This window comes from Pseudomonas sp. MWU12-2029, assembly GCF_023242425.1.
Classification (GTDB): Bacteria; Pseudomonadota; Gammaproteobacteria; order Pseudomonadales; family Pseudomonadaceae; genus Aquipseudomonas; species Aquipseudomonas kribbensis.
The window spans coordinates 22,641-37,756 of sequence record NZ_JALJDY010000006.1 but is presented as its reverse complement, the minus strand read 5'-3'; the positions used below and the strand labels follow the sequence as shown (position 1 = coordinate 37,756).

The window sequence follows — 15,116 nt, the reverse complement described above, 5'->3', positions numbered from 1 at the left end:
TCCTGCTCCCGCAAGCCTTTTAGTCAGACCACAATTCCCAGCGGAGGCTGGCTGGCGTCAGCAATCAGATAGTCAACCAGTTCCGCCAACGGCAACGGCTTGCTGATCAGGTAACCCTGTACCTGATCGCAGCCGAATCCGCGCAACAGGTCCAGTTGCTCCCGGGTTTCCACCCCTTCGGCCACCACTTCCAGGTGCAGGTTGTGCGCGAGGTTGATCATTGCGTGCACCAGCTTGCGGTTCTCTTCGCGCTGTTCCATGCCGCCGACGAAGCTCTTGTCGATCTTCAGCAAGGTGATCGGCAGGCTGTTGAGGTGCACGAACGACGAAAACCCGGTGCCGAAATCATCCAGCGAAAAGCGCACGCCGAGGCGGCCGAGAGCGTCCATGGTTTGTTTGACCAGGTCGCTGCGGCGCATCACGGCGGTTTCGGTGAGTTCGAATTCCAGCCATTGCGCCTCGACCCCACGCTCGGCGATCAAGCGGCTGAGCGTCGGCAGCAACTGGCTGTCCTGAAACTGGCGGAACGACAGGTTGATCGCCATGTGCAGCGCTGGCAATCCGCGCTCGCGCAACGCCTGCATGTCGCGCAGGGCCCGGGAAATCACCCAGTAACCCAGAGGCACGATCAGACCGCTCTGCTCGGCCAGCGGCACGAATTCGCTTGGCGGCAACAGGCCGCGTTCGCTGTGACGCCAGCGCACCAGGGCTTCGAGGCCGACGATCTGGCCGTCCTGCATGTCCAGGCGTGGCTGGTAATGCAGCTCCAGTTCGTCGCGGCGCAACGCCCGGCGCAGTTCGCTTTCCAGATCCGCAATGCTCCGGGCGTTACGGTTGATTCGTTCGTTGAAGATGTGAAAAGTGCAGCCCTGAGTGCTTTTGGCCTGTTGCATGGCGATATGCGCATGCCACATCAATGGATCGGCGCCACCTTGGGCGCGGGCGTGTGCAATGCCCAGACTGGAGCCGATCAGCAGGCTTTCACCGTCGATCCAGTAAGGCTCGGCCAGGGCTTCGGTGATGCGTTCGGCCATCCATTCGGCCCGTTGCGGAGCACGGCGGGTGTCGATCAGCAGGGCAAATTCATCGCTGCCCAGGCGCGCCAGTTGATCGCCGGCCTCCAGTTGGCTTTTCAGCCGGGCGACCACTTGCAGGATCAACCGGTCGCCGGCCTGATGACCGAGGGCGTCGTTGGCGTAGCGGAAGTTGTCGAGATCGAGGTGCCCGAGGGCCAGGCCGCGACCGTCATTTTCGGCGAGGCGCGCAGTCAGCAAGGTCTGAAAGCCCTGACGGTTGGCGATGCCGGTCAAGGGATCCTGTTCGGCCAGGCGTTGCAGGGTGTTTTCCAGCACGCCGCGTTCGCGCACATGGCGCAGGCAACGACGAAGCATGCCGGCATCGAGGGCATCGAACACCAGCCAGTCGCTGACGCCATCGGGCGCGGTCGCCGGTTCGTGTTCCAGCAGCAACACCGTCGGCAGGCTGCAACGGCCGGGGGCCGGCTGCAAGGCGGGAACGGTCAACAACACCGCATGGCGGTTGTCTTCGAACAGACTGCTGACCGACTCCCAGCTCGGCGCGCTGATCAGCACCGCCGCGCTCCCCAACGGAGCCAGACACTCGCGCAATAACGCTGTCCACGCTGGCTCTTCGGCCAGTAGCAGCAAACGCAAGGGTTCGACAGGCGTAGTCAAGCTGACTCCCTAGACTCTGCAATGATGTGGGCGGCGGGCATTATGCCGTTCTGCCAACCAATGACCAAATGACAACGGTTATCAAAACGTTATTTTGTGTCACGAATGAGAACATTAGCCGCAAAATCACCGCGCATCCTGCGTGAAAGTATCAAAACCGGCAAATTTGAATCGCGTGGTGCGTCACAAGTCGGAGAGAGCAGCACAAATCGCTGAGCCTGTTAAAATGCCGGCCCATTTCGTCAACGACTCCCGAATTTTCGTATGTCCCGACTCAATCCCCGGCAGCAAGAAGCCGTGAACTACGTCGGCGGCCCTCTATTGGTGCTCGCCGGTGCTGGCTCCGGCAAGACCAGCGTGATCACGCGCAAGATTGCGCACCTGATCCAGAATTGCGGCATCCGTGCCCAGTACATCGTCGCCATGACCTTTACCAACAAGGCCGCGCGCGAGATGAAGGAACGGGTCGGCACCCTGCTGCGTGCCGGCGAAGGTCGCGGCCTGACGGTCTGTACCTTCCACAACCTGGGCCTGAACATCATCCGCAAGGAACATGAACGGCTGGGCTACAAACCCGGTTTCTCGATCTTCGACGAAACCGACGTCAAGTCGCTGATGACCGACATCATGCAGAAGGAATACGCAGGCGACGACGGCGTCGACGAGATCAAGAACATGATCGGCGCCTGGAAAAACGACCTGATCCTGCCGGCCGTGGCCCTGGAAAACGCCCGCAACCCCAAGGAACAGACCGCCGCCATCGTCTACACCCACTACCAGCGCACGCTCAAGGCGTTCAACGCGGTGGACTTCGACGACCTGATCCTGCTGCCGGTAAAACTCTTCGAAGAACACGCCGACATCCTCGAAAAGTGGCAGAACAAGGTGCGTTACCTGCTGGTGGACGAATACCAGGACACCAACGCCAGCCAGTATTTGCTGGTGAAAATGCTCATCGGCAAACGCAACCAGTTCACCGTGGTGGGCGACGACGACCAGTCGATCTACGCCTGGCGTGGCGCGCGGCCGGAAAACCTGATGCTGCTCAAGGACGACTATCCGTCCCTGAAAGTGGTGATGCTGGAGCAGAACTACCGCTCCACCAGCCGCATCCTGCGCTGTGCCAACGTACTGATCTCGAACAACCCCCACGAATTCGAAAAGCAGCTGTGGAGTGAGATGGGCCACGGTGACGAGATCCGCGTGATCCGCTGCCGCAACGAGGACGCCGAAGCCGAGCGCGTGGCCATGGAAATCCTCAGCCTGCACTTGCGCACCGACCGTCCGTACAGCGATTTCGCGATCCTCTATCGCGGCAACTACCAGGCCAAGCTGATCGAGCTGAAACTGCAGCACCATCAAGTGCCGTACCGCCTGAGCGGCGGCAACAGCTTCTTCGGGCGCCAGGAAGTGAAAGACCTGATGGCCTACTTCCGCCTGATCGTGAACCCGGACGACGACAACGCCTTCCTGCGCGTAATCAACGTGCCGCGCCGGGAAATCGGTTCGACGACCCTGGAAAAACTCGGCAACTACGCCACCGAACGCAAGATCTCGATGTACGCCGCCACCGACGAACTCGGCCTGGGCGAACATCTGGACAGTCGCTTCACCGATCGCCTGTCGCGCTTCAAGCGCTTCATGGACAAGGTGCGCGAGCAGTGCGCCGGCGAAGACCCGATCTCCGCCCTGCGCAGCATGGTCATGGACATCGACTACGAGAACTGGCTGCGCACCAACAGTTCCAGCGACAAGGCCGCGGACTACCGGATGAGCAACGTCTGGTTCCTGATCGAGGCCTTGAAGAACACCCTGGAAAAAGACGAAGACGGCGAAATGACCGTCGAGGACGCCATCGGCAAACTCGTCCTGCGCGACATGCTGGAACGTCAGCAGGAAGAGGAAGACGGCGCCGAAGGCGTGCAGATGATGACCCTGCATGCGTCCAAGGGACTGGAATTCCCTTACGTGTTCATCATGGGCATGGAAGAGGAAATCCTCCCGCACCGTTCCAGTATCGAAGCCGACACCATCGAAGAAGAACGCCGCCTGGCCTACGTGGGCATTACCCGCGCGCGCCAGACCCTCGCGTTCACCTTCGCCGCCAAGCGCAAACAATACGGCGAGATCATCGACTGCGCGCCCAGCCGCTTCCTCGATGAGCTGCCGCCGGACGACCTGGCCTGGGAAGGCAACGACGACACACCGACCGAAGTCAAAGCCGTGCGGGGCAACAGCGCACTGGCTGATATACGCGCGATGTTAAAGCGCTAGAATTGACCACTTTTTACTAGACCTTCGGCGCACAAAGCGCCAAATGAGGACAGCTTCATGGAAGCATTGCACCAGAAAATCCGCGAACAAGGCATCGTGCTTTCCGACCAGGTCCTGAAGGTCGACGCCTTCCTGAACCACCAGATCGACCCGGCCCTGATGAAGCTGATCGGCGACGAATTCGCCTCGCTGTTCAAGGATTCCGGCATCACCAAGATCGTCACCATCGAAGCGTCGGGCATCGCCCCGGCGATCATGACCGGTCTGAACCTCGGCGTGCCGGTGATCTTCGCCCGCAAGCAACAGTCCCTGACCCTGACTGAAAACCTGCTGTCGGCGACCGTATACTCGTTCACCAAGAAAACCGAAAGCACCGTGGCCATCTCCCCGCGTCACCTGACCAGCAGCGACCGCGTGCTGATCATCGACGACTTCCTGGCCAACGGTAAGGCGTCCCAGGCGCTGATCTCGATCATCAAGCAGGCCGGCGCCACCGTCGCAGGCCTGGGCATCGTGATCGAGAAGTCGTTCCAGGGCGGCCGTGCGGAACTGGATTCGCAGGGTTACCGCGTCGAGTCGCTGGCTCGCGTGAAATCGCTGAAGGATGGCGTGGTTACTTTCATCGAGTAATCGCTGAAAGGCACAAGCTTGCCGCCGCATCCATGGATGCGGCGGATGCTACTGCGCGGTGGCCTTCAGGCCAGTGAGCAACAACCGCTGAAACAGGTCTTCCTTCAGGCCTTCCGGGTGGGTGAGCTGCATGCGCGCCAGATGCTCCGGATACAGCGAAGCCTCCGGCGCATCCAGCGCTGCCTTGCCCAGCTCCAGAATCTCCGTCAGTTTGAACTTGCTCTTCAGCCAGTTCAGCGCCCGCAACAGATCCTTCTCGACCTCATTGAAATCGCAGCCCAGCGGATACTCCGGAAACAGGTTCGGATGCCGCGCAGCAATCGCCTGCAAGCGTTGCGGGGTGTTGTCGGTAAAGCGCGGATCGAGGCGAAAGTCCTTCGGCAGTTTGCCGACCTTCTGCGCCTGTTCGATCAGGCCCTGCTGGAAGCGTGAGTCGCTGATATTGAGCAACGCTTCGATTACCACCGCATCGGACTTGCCACGCAGATCGGCGATGCCGTACTCGGTCACCACGATGTCGCGCAGGTGCCGTGGAATCGTGCAGTGGCCATATTCCCAGACAATGTTCGAACTGACATCGCCACCGGATTCGCGCCAGCTGCGCAGCAGCAGAATCGACCGCGCATCGTGCAGCGCATGGCCCTGGGCGACGAAGTTGTATTGCCCGCCGACGCCGCTCAGCACCCGACCATCCTGCAGTTGATCCGCTACACCCGCGCCGAGCAGGGTCATGGTGAACACAGTGTTGATGAACCGCGCATCAACGCGTTGCAGGCGTTTGAGTTCTTCCTGACCGTACAGCTCGTTGATGTAGCTGATGCGGGTCATGTTGAATTCAAGACGTTTGCTGTGGGGCAGCTCGCGCAAACGCTCATAGAAACTGCGCGGCCCAAGGAAGAAACCGCCATGCACTGAAATGCCGTCGGTTTGCGCCGCCTCGTCGAGGGTGCCGGCGTTGGCCTGCTCCTGAGTCTGCACGTCCGGGTAGACCTTGCGCCGGATGATCCCGGCGTCCGCCAGCACCAGCAGACCGTTGACGAACATTTCGCTGCAGCCGTAAAGGCCTTTGGCGAACGGCTCAGTGCCACCCTCGCGTTCGATCAGTTGCGCCCACTGGCTGAGGTTCACATCGGCCAGCAACTCCCGGTAGCCGGCATTATCAGCCTGACGCGCCAGCAACGCAGCGGTCAGCGCATCACCCATCGAGCCGATGCCGATCTGCAAGGTGCCGCCATCACGTACCAGGGTGCTGGCGTGCAGACCGATGAAGTGATCCTGAAAGCCGACGGGCATGTTCGGTGTGGAAAACAGCGTGCTGCTGTCCTTCTCGTCGATCAGCACGTCGAAGGTGTCGATGTCGACTTCGGCATCGCCCGGCATGTACGGCAACTCGGTGTGCACCTGGCCGACCAGCAGAATCGTCTCCCCCGACGCCCGGCGCTTGGCGATCATCGGGAACAGGTCGAGGGTGATGTCCGGGTTGCAGCTCAGGCTCAGGCGGTCGGGATGTTCGCTGCTGCTGGCGAGCAACTGCGCCACTAGGTTCAGCCCGGCGGCGTTGATGTCGCGGGCCGCGTGGCTGTAGTTGCTGCTGACGTAATCCTGTTGGGCCGGCGCGCTATTGAGCAGGCTGCCGGGCTGCATGAAGAACTGCTCGATGCGGATGTTGGCCGGCAGGCTGTCACGGCGCAGATCGGCGAGGAAATCCAGCTCCGGGTAATCACCGAACACCCGCTCGACGAAGGGTTCGATGAAGCGCTTCTGCAAGCCATCGCCCAGGGCCGGACGACCGAGGCACAGGGCGGTGTAGATCGTCAGCTGCCGCTCGGGCAATCCGGCAACCCGCCGGTACAGCGCGTTGACGAAGGGATTGGGTTTGCCCAGCCCCAGCGGCAGACCCATGTGGATATGCGCCGGCAACCGTGCCAGCACGTCGTCCACTGCCTGTTCGATCGAACACAACTGCACCATCTGAAGCCTCCTGCCCGTTCCGTGAATAGAGGTACGACCGAGATTGCCGGTTGTTTGCTGCAATGAACAGCCTCAGGCCGGAATCGCAGGCACAAAAAAACCGTCCGAAGACGGTTTTTTTCGTCAGAAGCGTGGCTTATTTCAGGCCGGACATCTTCTGGATCGCGCCCTTCAGCTCGTCATCCGAGCAATCGGCGCAGGTGCCTTTTGGAGGCATCGAGTTCAGGCCGGTGATGGCTTTGGCCAGCAGGCCGTCGAGGCCACCCTGGTGATCGGCACGGTCTTTCCAGGCTGCCGCGTCACCGATTTTCGGTGCGCCCAGCAGGCCGGTGCCGTGGCAAGCGTTGCAATGTTTGGCAATCACTTCATCCGGCGTCTTGGCGCCGCCACCGCCGCCTGCCGAAGCGGCGACTTCCATCCCCTTGCACTCTTGCCCTTGAACACACACCTGGCCGACAGGCTCGAGGCGTTTGGCAATGTCGTCATTCGTCGCAGCTTGAGCGCTGACAGCCCAGAGGGCCAGTACGGTTGCTGGTGCAGCCAGCATTTTCATAATTAGATTCACGCGTTCACCCTCAATGGTGGCTATTCACGCCTGCGGCCACGGTTCGCAGGCGGGCGCAAGTATAGCGGGTAGCCCGCCACACTGAAACAACCCCAAAGTTAAAGGGGTCTTGTTGCGCATCGGTCAAACAGTCCGGACACCTTTGCCGCAGTGGCCTGGCGTCTCTCGGTTTAAAAGTTCGCCGGCGTGGCTGCGCTGATTAGTCGCGCCGGTGCGTCGAACGGATTACGGAAACGATGCGGCTTGGTACTTTCAAAGTAGTAGCTGTCGCCGGCTTCGAGGATAAAAGTTTCAAGGCCCACCACCAGTTCCAGACGACCTTCCACCAGAATCCCGGTTTCCTCGCCTTCATGGGTGAGCATTTCTTCGCCGGTATCGGCGCCCGGTGGATAGATTTCATTAAGGAACGCGATGGCCCGGCTCGGGTGCGCGCGGCCGACCAGTTTCATGGTCACGGCACCGTCGGAAATGTCGATCAGCTCGTTGGCCTTGTAGACGATCTGGGTCGGTTTTTCCTGGAGGATTTCTTCGGAAAAGAACTCGACCATGGACATGGGAATCCCGCCCAGCACTTTCCTCAGCGAACTGATCGAAGGACTGACGCTGTTCTTTTCGATCATCGAAATGGTGCTGTTGGTGACGCCCGCGCGCTTGGCGAGCTCACGCTGGGAAAGCCCTTTGAGCTTGCGGATCGATTGCAGTCGTTCACCGACGTCCAAGGCTTGGGCCTCCTGAGTGTTGTAGAAATATTGAGCGTTATCATGGCGACAGCGTTCAGTATTTACAACACTTGGGCCCGGCCCGGGCCTCAACCCTCGGAATAGAGCCTTGGGACCCGGCGCAGGTTGCAGAAGATCTGGTACGGAATGGTGTCCGCCCACTTCGCCACGTCGCTGGCGAGGATGTTCTTGCCCCACAGCTCGACGGTCGAACCCAGGCCTGCTTCCGGTACGTCGGTCAGGTCGATGCACAGCATGTCCATCGACACGCGGCCCAGAATGCGGCTGCGTTTGCCGGCCACCATCACCGGGGTACCGGTCGGTGCCTGACGCGGGTAACCGTCGGCGTAACCCATGGCGACCACGCCGATGCGCATCGGTTTGTCGGTGATGAATTTTGCGCCATAGCCCACCGGCTCGCCGGCCGGCAGTTCGCGCACACTGATGACTTTCGATTCCAGGGTCATCACCGGCTGCAGGCGATCGGCCACGGCGTTGGCTTCTTCGAACGGGGTGGCGCCGTAGAGCATGATGCCCGGGCGTACCCAGTCGCTGTGAATCTGCGGCCAGCCCAGCACCGCCGGCGAGTTGCGCAGGCTGACTTCGGCCGCCAGGCCCTGACGTGCGGCTTCGAACACGGCAACCTGATCGGCACTGCTTTGCTCATGCAGCTCATCGGCCCGGGCGAAGTGGCTCATCAGCACGACTTTCGCCACTTTGCCGCTGGCCAGCAGACGCTGGTAAGCCGCCGGGTAATCCTTCGGATGCAGGCCGACGCGGTGCATGCCCGAATCGAGTTTCAGCCACACGGTGATCGGTTTGCTCAACGCCGCTTGCTCGATGGCTTCGAGCTGCCACAGCGAATGCACCACGCACCAGAAATCGTGCTCGACGATCAGCGCCAGCTCATCGGCCTCGAAAAAGCCTTCAAGCAACAGCACCGGCGCACGAATCCCGGCGGCACGCAGCTCCAGGGCTTCTTCGATACACGCCACCGCGAAGCCGTCCGCTTCAGCCTCCAGCGCCTGGGCGCAACGCACTGCGCCATGGCCGTAGGCGTCGGCCTTGATCACCGCCAGTGCCTTGGCACCGGTGATTTCACGGGCGATACGGTAGTTGTGACGCAGGGCTTCTAGATCGATCAGGGCACGGGCAGGACGCATGGCAGCAGACTTCTTGGCGGTCATGGGAATAAAAACCGGCGCTGGCTGACGACGTGAACCGCCAACAGCACCGGGAGAGGGATCTTTACAACGGTTTACGGCAACGCGGCGACGATGGAGATCTCGACCAGAATGCTCGGCTTGGCCATCTTCGCTTCGACGGTGGCCCGGGCCGGCGCGGCGCCTTTGGGCAGCCACTGATCCCACACCGAGTTCATTCCGGCGAAGTGCGCCTCGATGTCGTTCAGGTAGATCGTCGCCGATAGCAGATGCTGCTTGTCAGTCCCGGCCAGATCCAGCAGACGCTCGATATTGGCGAGTACGTCGCGGGTCTGCTGTTCGACACCGGCGTTGAAGTCATCGCCGACCTGCCCGGACAGATACACCGTACCGTTGTGGCTGACGATCTGACTCATGCGCTCATTGGTGAGCTGGCGCTGGATTGCCATGCTTTGCGGACTCCTGGGTCTTGTTGCCATAACGGGAAATATCGAGGCCTTCGGCGCTGATCTGCGGCTTTTTCTTCGCCATCAGGTCAGCCAGCAAGCGACCGGAGCCGCACGCCATGGTCCAGCCGAGGGTGCCGTGACCGGTGTTCAGGAACAGGTTCTTGAACGGGGTGGCGCCGACGATCGGGGTGCCGTCCGGCGTGGTTGGACGCAGGCCGGTCCAGAAACTCGCTTCGGCCAGATTGCCGCCCTGAGGATAAAGGTCGTTGACGATCATCTCCAGGGTTTCGCGCCGACGCGGGTTCAGCGACAGGTCAAAACCGGCGATCTCCGCCATGCCGCCAACGCGGATGCGGTTGTCGAAACGGGTGATCGCGACCTTGTAGGTCTCGTCGAGAATGGTCGAAGTCGGGGCCATGGCCGGGTTGGTGATCGGCACGGTCAGCGAGTAGCCCTTCAACGGATAAACCGGGGCCTTGATGCCCAGCGGCTTGAGCAATTGCGGCGAGTAGCTGCCGAGGGCCAGCACGTAGCGGTCGGCGGTTTCCAGCTTGCCGTCGATCCACACGCCGTTGATGCGGTCACCGGCGAAGTCGAGGCGCTGGATGTCCTGACCAAAACGGAATTCCACACCCAGGTTCACGGCCATTTCGGCGAGGCGGGTGGTGAAGATCTGGCAGTCGCCGGTCTGGTCGTTCGGCAGGCGCAGGGCACCGGCGAGGATGTCGGTGACGCTGGCCAGCGCCGGCTCGACGCGGGCAATGCCGGCGCGGTCGAGGACTTCGAACGGTACGCCAGACTCTTTCAGGACGGCGATGTCCTTGGCGGCGCCATCAAGTTGCGCCTGAGTGCGGAACAGCTGGGTAGTGCCCAGGCTGCGGCCTTCGTAGGCAATGCCGGTTTCGGCGCGCAGTTCATCGAGGCAGTCGCGGCTGTACTCGGACAGACGCACCATGCGCTCCTTGTTCACCGCGTAACGATTGGCGGTGCAGTTGCGCAGCATCTGCGCCATCCACAGGTACTGGTCAATGTCGGCGGTGGCCTTGATCGCCAGCGGCGCGTGGCGTTGCAGCAGCCACTTGATGGCCTTGAGCGGAACGCCCGGCGCAGCCCACGGCGAGGCATAGCCCGGCGAGACCTGGCCGGCGTTGGCGAAACTGGTCTCCATGGCCGCGGCTGGCTGCCGGTCGACCACCACCACTTCAAACCCGGCACGGGCCAGATAGTAAGCACTGGCGGTACCGATGACGCCGCTACCCAAGACCATAACGCGCATTTTTGTATCCCTCTCGCGGCGTGCCGCGTACGTCTGTTGTTAGAGCAATGATGCGCGCAGTGTAAAAAAGATTCGCCAGTGCTTTTCACTGTATAAGCGCCTATATTTGGCGACAATTCTCGGCAAAAACCCTTTTCACGGAGGCGCATCCCCTATGCGTACCAACACTCAGACCAAACGTGAGCTGGACAAGATCGACCGCAACATCTTGCGGATCCTGCAGGCGGACGGGCGGATTTCATTCACTGAACTGGGCGAGAAGGTCGGGCTCTCCACCACGCCATGCACGGAGCGGGTGCGGCGGCTGGAGCGCGAGGGGATCATCATGGGCTACAACGCCCGGCTGAATCCGCAGCACTTGAAGGGCAGCCTGCTGGTGTTCGTCGAGATCAGCCTCGACTACAAATCCGGCGACACGTTCGAAGAGTTCCGACGCGCCGTGCTGAAACTGCCCCACGTGCTGGAGTGCCACCTGGTGTCAGGGGATTTCGACTATCTGGTGAAGGCGCGGATTTCCGAGATGGCTTCGTACCGCAAGCTGCTGGGCGACATCCTGCTCAAGCTGCCGCACGTGCGCGAATCCAAGAGCTACATCGTGATGGAAGAAGTGAAAGAGAGTCTGAGCCTGCCGATTCCGGACTGATCGCTCAGACCAGCACCTGCCGGTTCTCGGCCATGTATTCGAACACCTGCTTCTCGACCCGTGGGTGAATCAGCTCCACCGGCCGCCGGCCGTTGGGGCACGGCAAGGTCCGGGTGGTGCCGAACAAGCGGCAGATCAGCGGCCGTTCGTCATACACCGTGCAGCCGTTCGGCCCCAGGTGTACGCAGTTGAGTTCTTCCATGGCCGCATCCTGCTCGGCGCGGGTCTTGCGCGGCAGCCGGAACATTTCCTCGGGCGAAGTGGTCACCGGCCCGCAGCAGTCGTGACAGCCCGGCACGCACTCGAACGTGGGAATCTGCTGACGCAGGGTGCGGATTTTCTGACTGTTGCAGCTCATTGCAGCGGTAACCGGAGCGGAATAGGCGGCAATTGTGCCGCAAAAGCCGCGATCCAGACACCACAGGCCGACCAATGTTGCCCGGCCTCGGGCCTGCGGCTTATGCTCCGTCAAATTTTCTCGACACCCGCTCAGGATGACGCCCATGAATGCCCGCGCCCAAGCCTTCGCGAGCCAACCCCACGTTGCCTCTTATTACGCCGCCAGCAGCCTGCCGCAGCCCAACCATCCGGTGCTGCAAGGTGAGCTGATCGCGGACGTGTGCGTGGTCGGTGGCGGCTTCTCCGGGCTGAACACCGCGCTGGAACTGGCCGAGCGCGGCTTGAGCGTGGTGCTGCTGGAGGCGCACCGGATCGGCTGGGGAGCCAGCGGCCGTAACGGCGGACAGTTGATTCGCGGGGTCGGTCACGGCCTCGATCAGTTCGCCAACGTGATCGGCGCCGACGGTGTGCGTCAGATGAAACTCATGGGACTGGAAGCGGTGGAAATCGTCCGACAGCGCGTCGAGAAGTTTCAGATCCCCTGCGACCTGACCTGGGGTTACTGCGACCTCGCCAACAAACCTTCCGACCTGGAAGGCTTTGCCGAAGACGCTGAAGAGTTGCGCGGCCTCGGTTACCGCTACAAAACCCGCCTGCTGCAGGCCAACGAGATGCACACCGTGGTCGGCTCCAAACGCTATGTCGGTGGCTTGATCGACATGGGTTCCGGCCATCTGCATCCGCTGAACCTGGCACTAGGCGAAGCCGCAGCAGCGCAGCAACTGGGGGTGAAGCTGTTCGAGCAATCGGCGGTCACCCGCATCGACTACGGCCCCGAAGTCCGGGTCCATACGGCGCAAGGTTCGGTGCGGGCAAAGACCCTTGTGCTGGGCTGCAATGCCTATCTCAACAATCTGAATCCGCAACTCAGCGGCAAGGTGCTGCCGGCCGGCAGCTACATCATCGCCACTGAACCACTGAGCGAAGAACAGGCCCACGCCCTGCTGCCGCAGAACATGGCGGTCTGCGATCAACGGGTGGCGCTGGATTACTACCGGCTCTCGGCGGACCGTCGCCTGTTGTTCGGCGGTGCCTGCCATTACTCGGGGCGAGACCCGAAAGACATCGGCGCGTACATGCGGCCGAAGATGCTGGAGGTGTTCCCGCAGCTCGCCTCGGCGAAGATCGATTATCAGTGGGGCGGGATGATCGGCATCGGTGCCAACCGCCTGCCGCAGATTGGCCGGATAAGCGATCAGCCGAACGTGTATTACGCCCAGGCCTATTCCGGCCACGGCGTGAATGCCACGCACCTGGCGGGCAAGTTGCTGGCCGAGGCCATCAGCGGCCAGCACAGTGGCGGCTTTGATCTGTTCGCCAAAGTGCCACACATCACCTTCCCAGGCGGCAAGCATCTGCGCTCGCCGTTGCTGGCGTTGGGGATGTTGTGGCATCGGCTCAAAGAACTGGTCTGAGATCGTTCCCACGCAGAGCGTGGGAACAATCCTGATACAGATCTCAGATCCGCCAGAACGGCTTCAACCCCTCCTCCAGCGCCTGCTCCCGGGTCAGCCCGACATCCTTGAGCTGTTCCGGTGTCAGGCCCAGCAACGCTTTGCGTGTGTGCAGACGATGCCAGAACAGACCCCAGCGACTCAGGCCGGACGGCGCGTTGCGCAGCATCTCGTTGCGCGCGTTGTCCTGTTGCCCTGCCTCCAGTTCCTGACTGTGTAACGTCAGCCGCACATCGCTCAAGCCGTTCATTTTTGTCGCTCCTGTTTACTTGGGTAGCCAGAGATTCCATGATGCGCGGGCCGACAAAAGCATTACAGATTCAACACATCTGTATTATTTCCATACAGATTTGCTGTCTCCGGGACTGAATTGTCGATTTACGCCGCATCTGTACTGGTTTTTCGAATCACCTGCATCGAGGCAGTGCCATGACCCTGTATGTGAACCTTGCCGAGTTGCTCGGCACCCGCATCGAACAAGGCTTCTACCGTCCTGGCGATCGCCTGCCGTCGGTGCGCGCCTTGAGCGTAGAACATGGGGTGAGCCTGAGCACGGTGCAGCAGGCCTATCGAATGCTGGAAGACAGCGGCCTGGCCACGCCAAAACCCAAGTCCGGCTACTTCGTGCCGGTTGGCCGCGAGCTACCGGAACTGCCGGCCATCGGGCGTCCGGCCCAGCGTCCGGTGGAGATTTCCCAGTGGGATCAGGTGCTGGAACTGATTCGCGCCGTGCCGCGCAAGGACGTGGTGCAGCTCGGTCGCGGCATGCCGGACATCTCGTCACCGACGATGAAGCCGCTGCTGCGCGGGCTGGCCCGTATCAGTCGCCGCCAGGACATGCCCGGTCTGTATTACGATAATATCCACGGCACCCTCGAACTGCGCGAGCAGATCGCCCGGCTGATGCTCGATTCGGGTTGCCAGTTGAGCGCCAGCGACCTCGTCGTCACCACCGGTTGCCACGAAGCGCTGTCCACCAGCATCCACGCGATCTGCGAGCCGGGGGACATCGTCGCGGTGGATTCGCCAAGCTTTCACGGCGCCATGCAGACCCTCAAAGGGCTGGGCATGAAAGCCCTGGAAATCCCCACCGACCCGCTCACCGGCATCAGCCTCGAAGCCCTGGAACTGGCACTGGAGCAGTGGCCGATCAAGGTCATCCAGCTCACGCCCAACTGCAACAACCCCCTCGGCTACATCATGCCGGAGTCGCGCAAACGCGCGTTGTTGACGCTGGCCCAGCGCTTCGACGTGGCGATCATCGAGGACGACGTGTATGGCGAACTGGCCTACACCTATCCGCGCCCACGTACGATCAAATCCTTCGACGAAGACGGCCGTGTGTTGCTGTGCAGTTCGTTCTCCAAGACCCTCGCGCCGGGGCTGCGTATCGGCTGGGTCGCGCCGGGTCGATACCTCGAGCGGGTGCTGCACATGAAATACATCAGCACCGGCTCCACCGCGCCACAACCGCAGATCGCCATCGCCGAGTTTCTGAAAGCCGGGCACTTCGAACCACATTTGCGGCGGATGCGTACGCAATATCAGCGTAATCGCGACGTGATGATCGATTGGGTGACCCGTTATTTCCCGGCCGGCACTCGCGCCAGCCGCCCGCAGGGCAGCTTCATGCTCTGGGTCGAACTGCCGGAAGGTTTCGATACGCTGAAACTGAATCGCGCACTGCACGATCAAGGCGTACAGATTGCTGTCGGCAGTATTTTTTCCGCCTCGGGCAAGTACCGCAATTGCCTGCGCATGAACTACGCTGCCAAGCCGACACCGCTCATCGAAGAAGCCGTGCGCAAAGTCGGTGCGGCGGCGATCAAGCTGCTCGCTGAAGCCGACTGACCTTTTTCCAGAGACCCGCGTCCATATG

Annotated in this window: 14 protein-coding genes; 5 read left to right on the top strand and 9 right to left on the bottom strand. The window is 61.4% G+C overall.

The features are described 5' to 3' along the window. Positions 1-23: 23 nt before the first annotated feature. On the bottom strand, positions 24-1,694 hold the full coding sequence (locus M5B44_RS16115; protein WP_085708896.1) for a putative bifunctional diguanylate cyclase/phosphodiesterase: 1,671 nt from the start codon (positions 1,692-1,694) through the stop codon (positions 24-26). A 264-nt stretch (positions 1,695-1,958) separates the two neighbouring features. On the opposite strand from M5B44_RS16115, the gene rep reads away from it, so the two are divergent. Continuing rightward, a complete protein-coding gene (gene rep, locus M5B44_RS16110; protein WP_248739849.1) occupies positions 1,959-3,968 on the top strand; it encodes a DNA helicase Rep in 2,010 nt (669 codons plus the stop codon). A gap of 57 nt (positions 3,969-4,025) precedes the next feature. Next, on the top strand, positions 4,026-4,598 hold the full coding sequence (locus M5B44_RS16105) for a xanthine phosphoribosyltransferase (RefSeq protein ID WP_007920398.1): 573 nt from the start codon (positions 4,026-4,028) through the stop codon (positions 4,596-4,598). Between the two features lie 48 nt (positions 4,599-4,646). On the opposite strand, the gene M5B44_RS16100 is transcribed toward M5B44_RS16105, so the two are convergent. The 6 genes from M5B44_RS16100 to dadA all read right to left on the bottom strand — a co-directional run bounded on the left by M5B44_RS16100 (position 4,647) and on the right by dadA (position 10,741). Next, the gene (locus M5B44_RS16100; RefSeq protein WP_248739848.1) at positions 4,647-6,569 is read right to left on the bottom strand and encodes an acetyl-CoA hydrolase/transferase C-terminal domain-containing protein; all 1,923 of its coding nucleotides are present in this window, start codon (positions 6,567-6,569) and stop codon (positions 4,647-4,649) included. Positions 6,570-6,705: 136 nt separating this feature from the next. Beyond that, entirely contained in the window at positions 6,706-7,122 is a 417-nt protein-coding gene (locus M5B44_RS16095; protein WP_025112727.1) for a c-type cytochrome, read from the bottom strand. Positions 7,123-7,304: 182 nt separating this feature from the next. Continuing rightward, positions 7,305-7,853, bottom strand: a complete 549-nt coding sequence (locus tag M5B44_RS16090) for a cupin domain-containing protein (protein WP_003229444.1) — start codon at positions 7,851-7,853, stop codon at positions 7,305-7,307. An 89-nt stretch (positions 7,854-7,942) separates the two neighbouring features. Then, positions 7,943-9,016 carry an alanine racemase gene (gene alr / locus M5B44_RS16085; protein WP_248740065.1) on the bottom strand — a complete coding sequence of 358 codons (1,074 nt, stop codon included), beginning with the start codon at positions 9,014-9,016 and terminating at the stop codon, positions 7,943-7,945. A 95-nt stretch (positions 9,017-9,111) separates the two neighbouring features. Continuing rightward, positions 9,112-9,465: a RidA family protein gene (locus M5B44_RS16080; protein ID WP_039765240.1), complete on the bottom strand. Its 354-nt coding sequence runs from the start codon at positions 9,463-9,465 to the stop codon at positions 9,112-9,114. After that, complete coding sequence (dadA, locus tag M5B44_RS16075; RefSeq protein WP_085731396.1) at positions 9,437-10,741, bottom strand: D-amino acid dehydrogenase; 1,305 nt, start codon at positions 10,739-10,741, stop codon at positions 9,437-9,439. The genes M5B44_RS16080 and dadA overlap by 29 nt, the downstream gene beginning before the upstream one ends. Before the next feature lie 154 nt (positions 10,742-10,895). Here dadA and M5B44_RS16070 point away from each other — a divergent pair, with 154 nt between their 5' ends. After that, positions 10,896-11,384 carry an Lrp/AsnC ligand binding domain-containing protein gene (locus M5B44_RS16070; protein ID WP_003177284.1) on the top strand — a complete coding sequence of 163 codons (489 nt, stop codon included), beginning with the start codon at positions 10,896-10,898 and terminating at the stop codon, positions 11,382-11,384. A 4-nt stretch (positions 11,385-11,388) separates the two neighbouring features. On the opposite strand, the gene M5B44_RS16065 is transcribed toward M5B44_RS16070, so the two are convergent. Next, positions 11,389-11,742: a YkgJ family cysteine cluster protein gene (locus M5B44_RS16065; protein ID WP_248739847.1), complete on the bottom strand. Its 354-nt coding sequence runs from the start codon at positions 11,740-11,742 to the stop codon at positions 11,389-11,391. Between the two features lie 145 nt (positions 11,743-11,887). Here M5B44_RS16065 and M5B44_RS16060 point away from each other — a divergent pair, with 145 nt between their 5' ends. Then, positions 11,888-13,198, top strand: coding sequence for an NAD(P)/FAD-dependent oxidoreductase (locus tag M5B44_RS16060; RefSeq protein WP_248739846.1), 1,311 nt, complete (start codon positions 11,888-11,890; stop codon positions 13,196-13,198). Positions 13,199-13,241: 43 nt separating this feature from the next. On the opposite strand, the gene M5B44_RS16055 is transcribed toward M5B44_RS16060, so the two are convergent. Further along, positions 13,242-13,487, bottom strand: coding sequence for a DUF1127 domain-containing protein (locus M5B44_RS16055; RefSeq protein WP_248739845.1), 246 nt, complete (start codon positions 13,485-13,487; stop codon positions 13,242-13,244). A 179-nt stretch (positions 13,488-13,666) separates the two neighbouring features. On the opposite strand from M5B44_RS16055, the gene M5B44_RS16050 reads away from it, so the two are divergent. Further along, a complete protein-coding gene (locus M5B44_RS16050) occupies positions 13,667-15,088 on the top strand; it encodes a PLP-dependent aminotransferase family protein (RefSeq protein WP_114886319.1) in 1,422 nt (473 codons plus the stop codon). Positions 15,089-15,116: the final 28 nt, after the last annotated feature.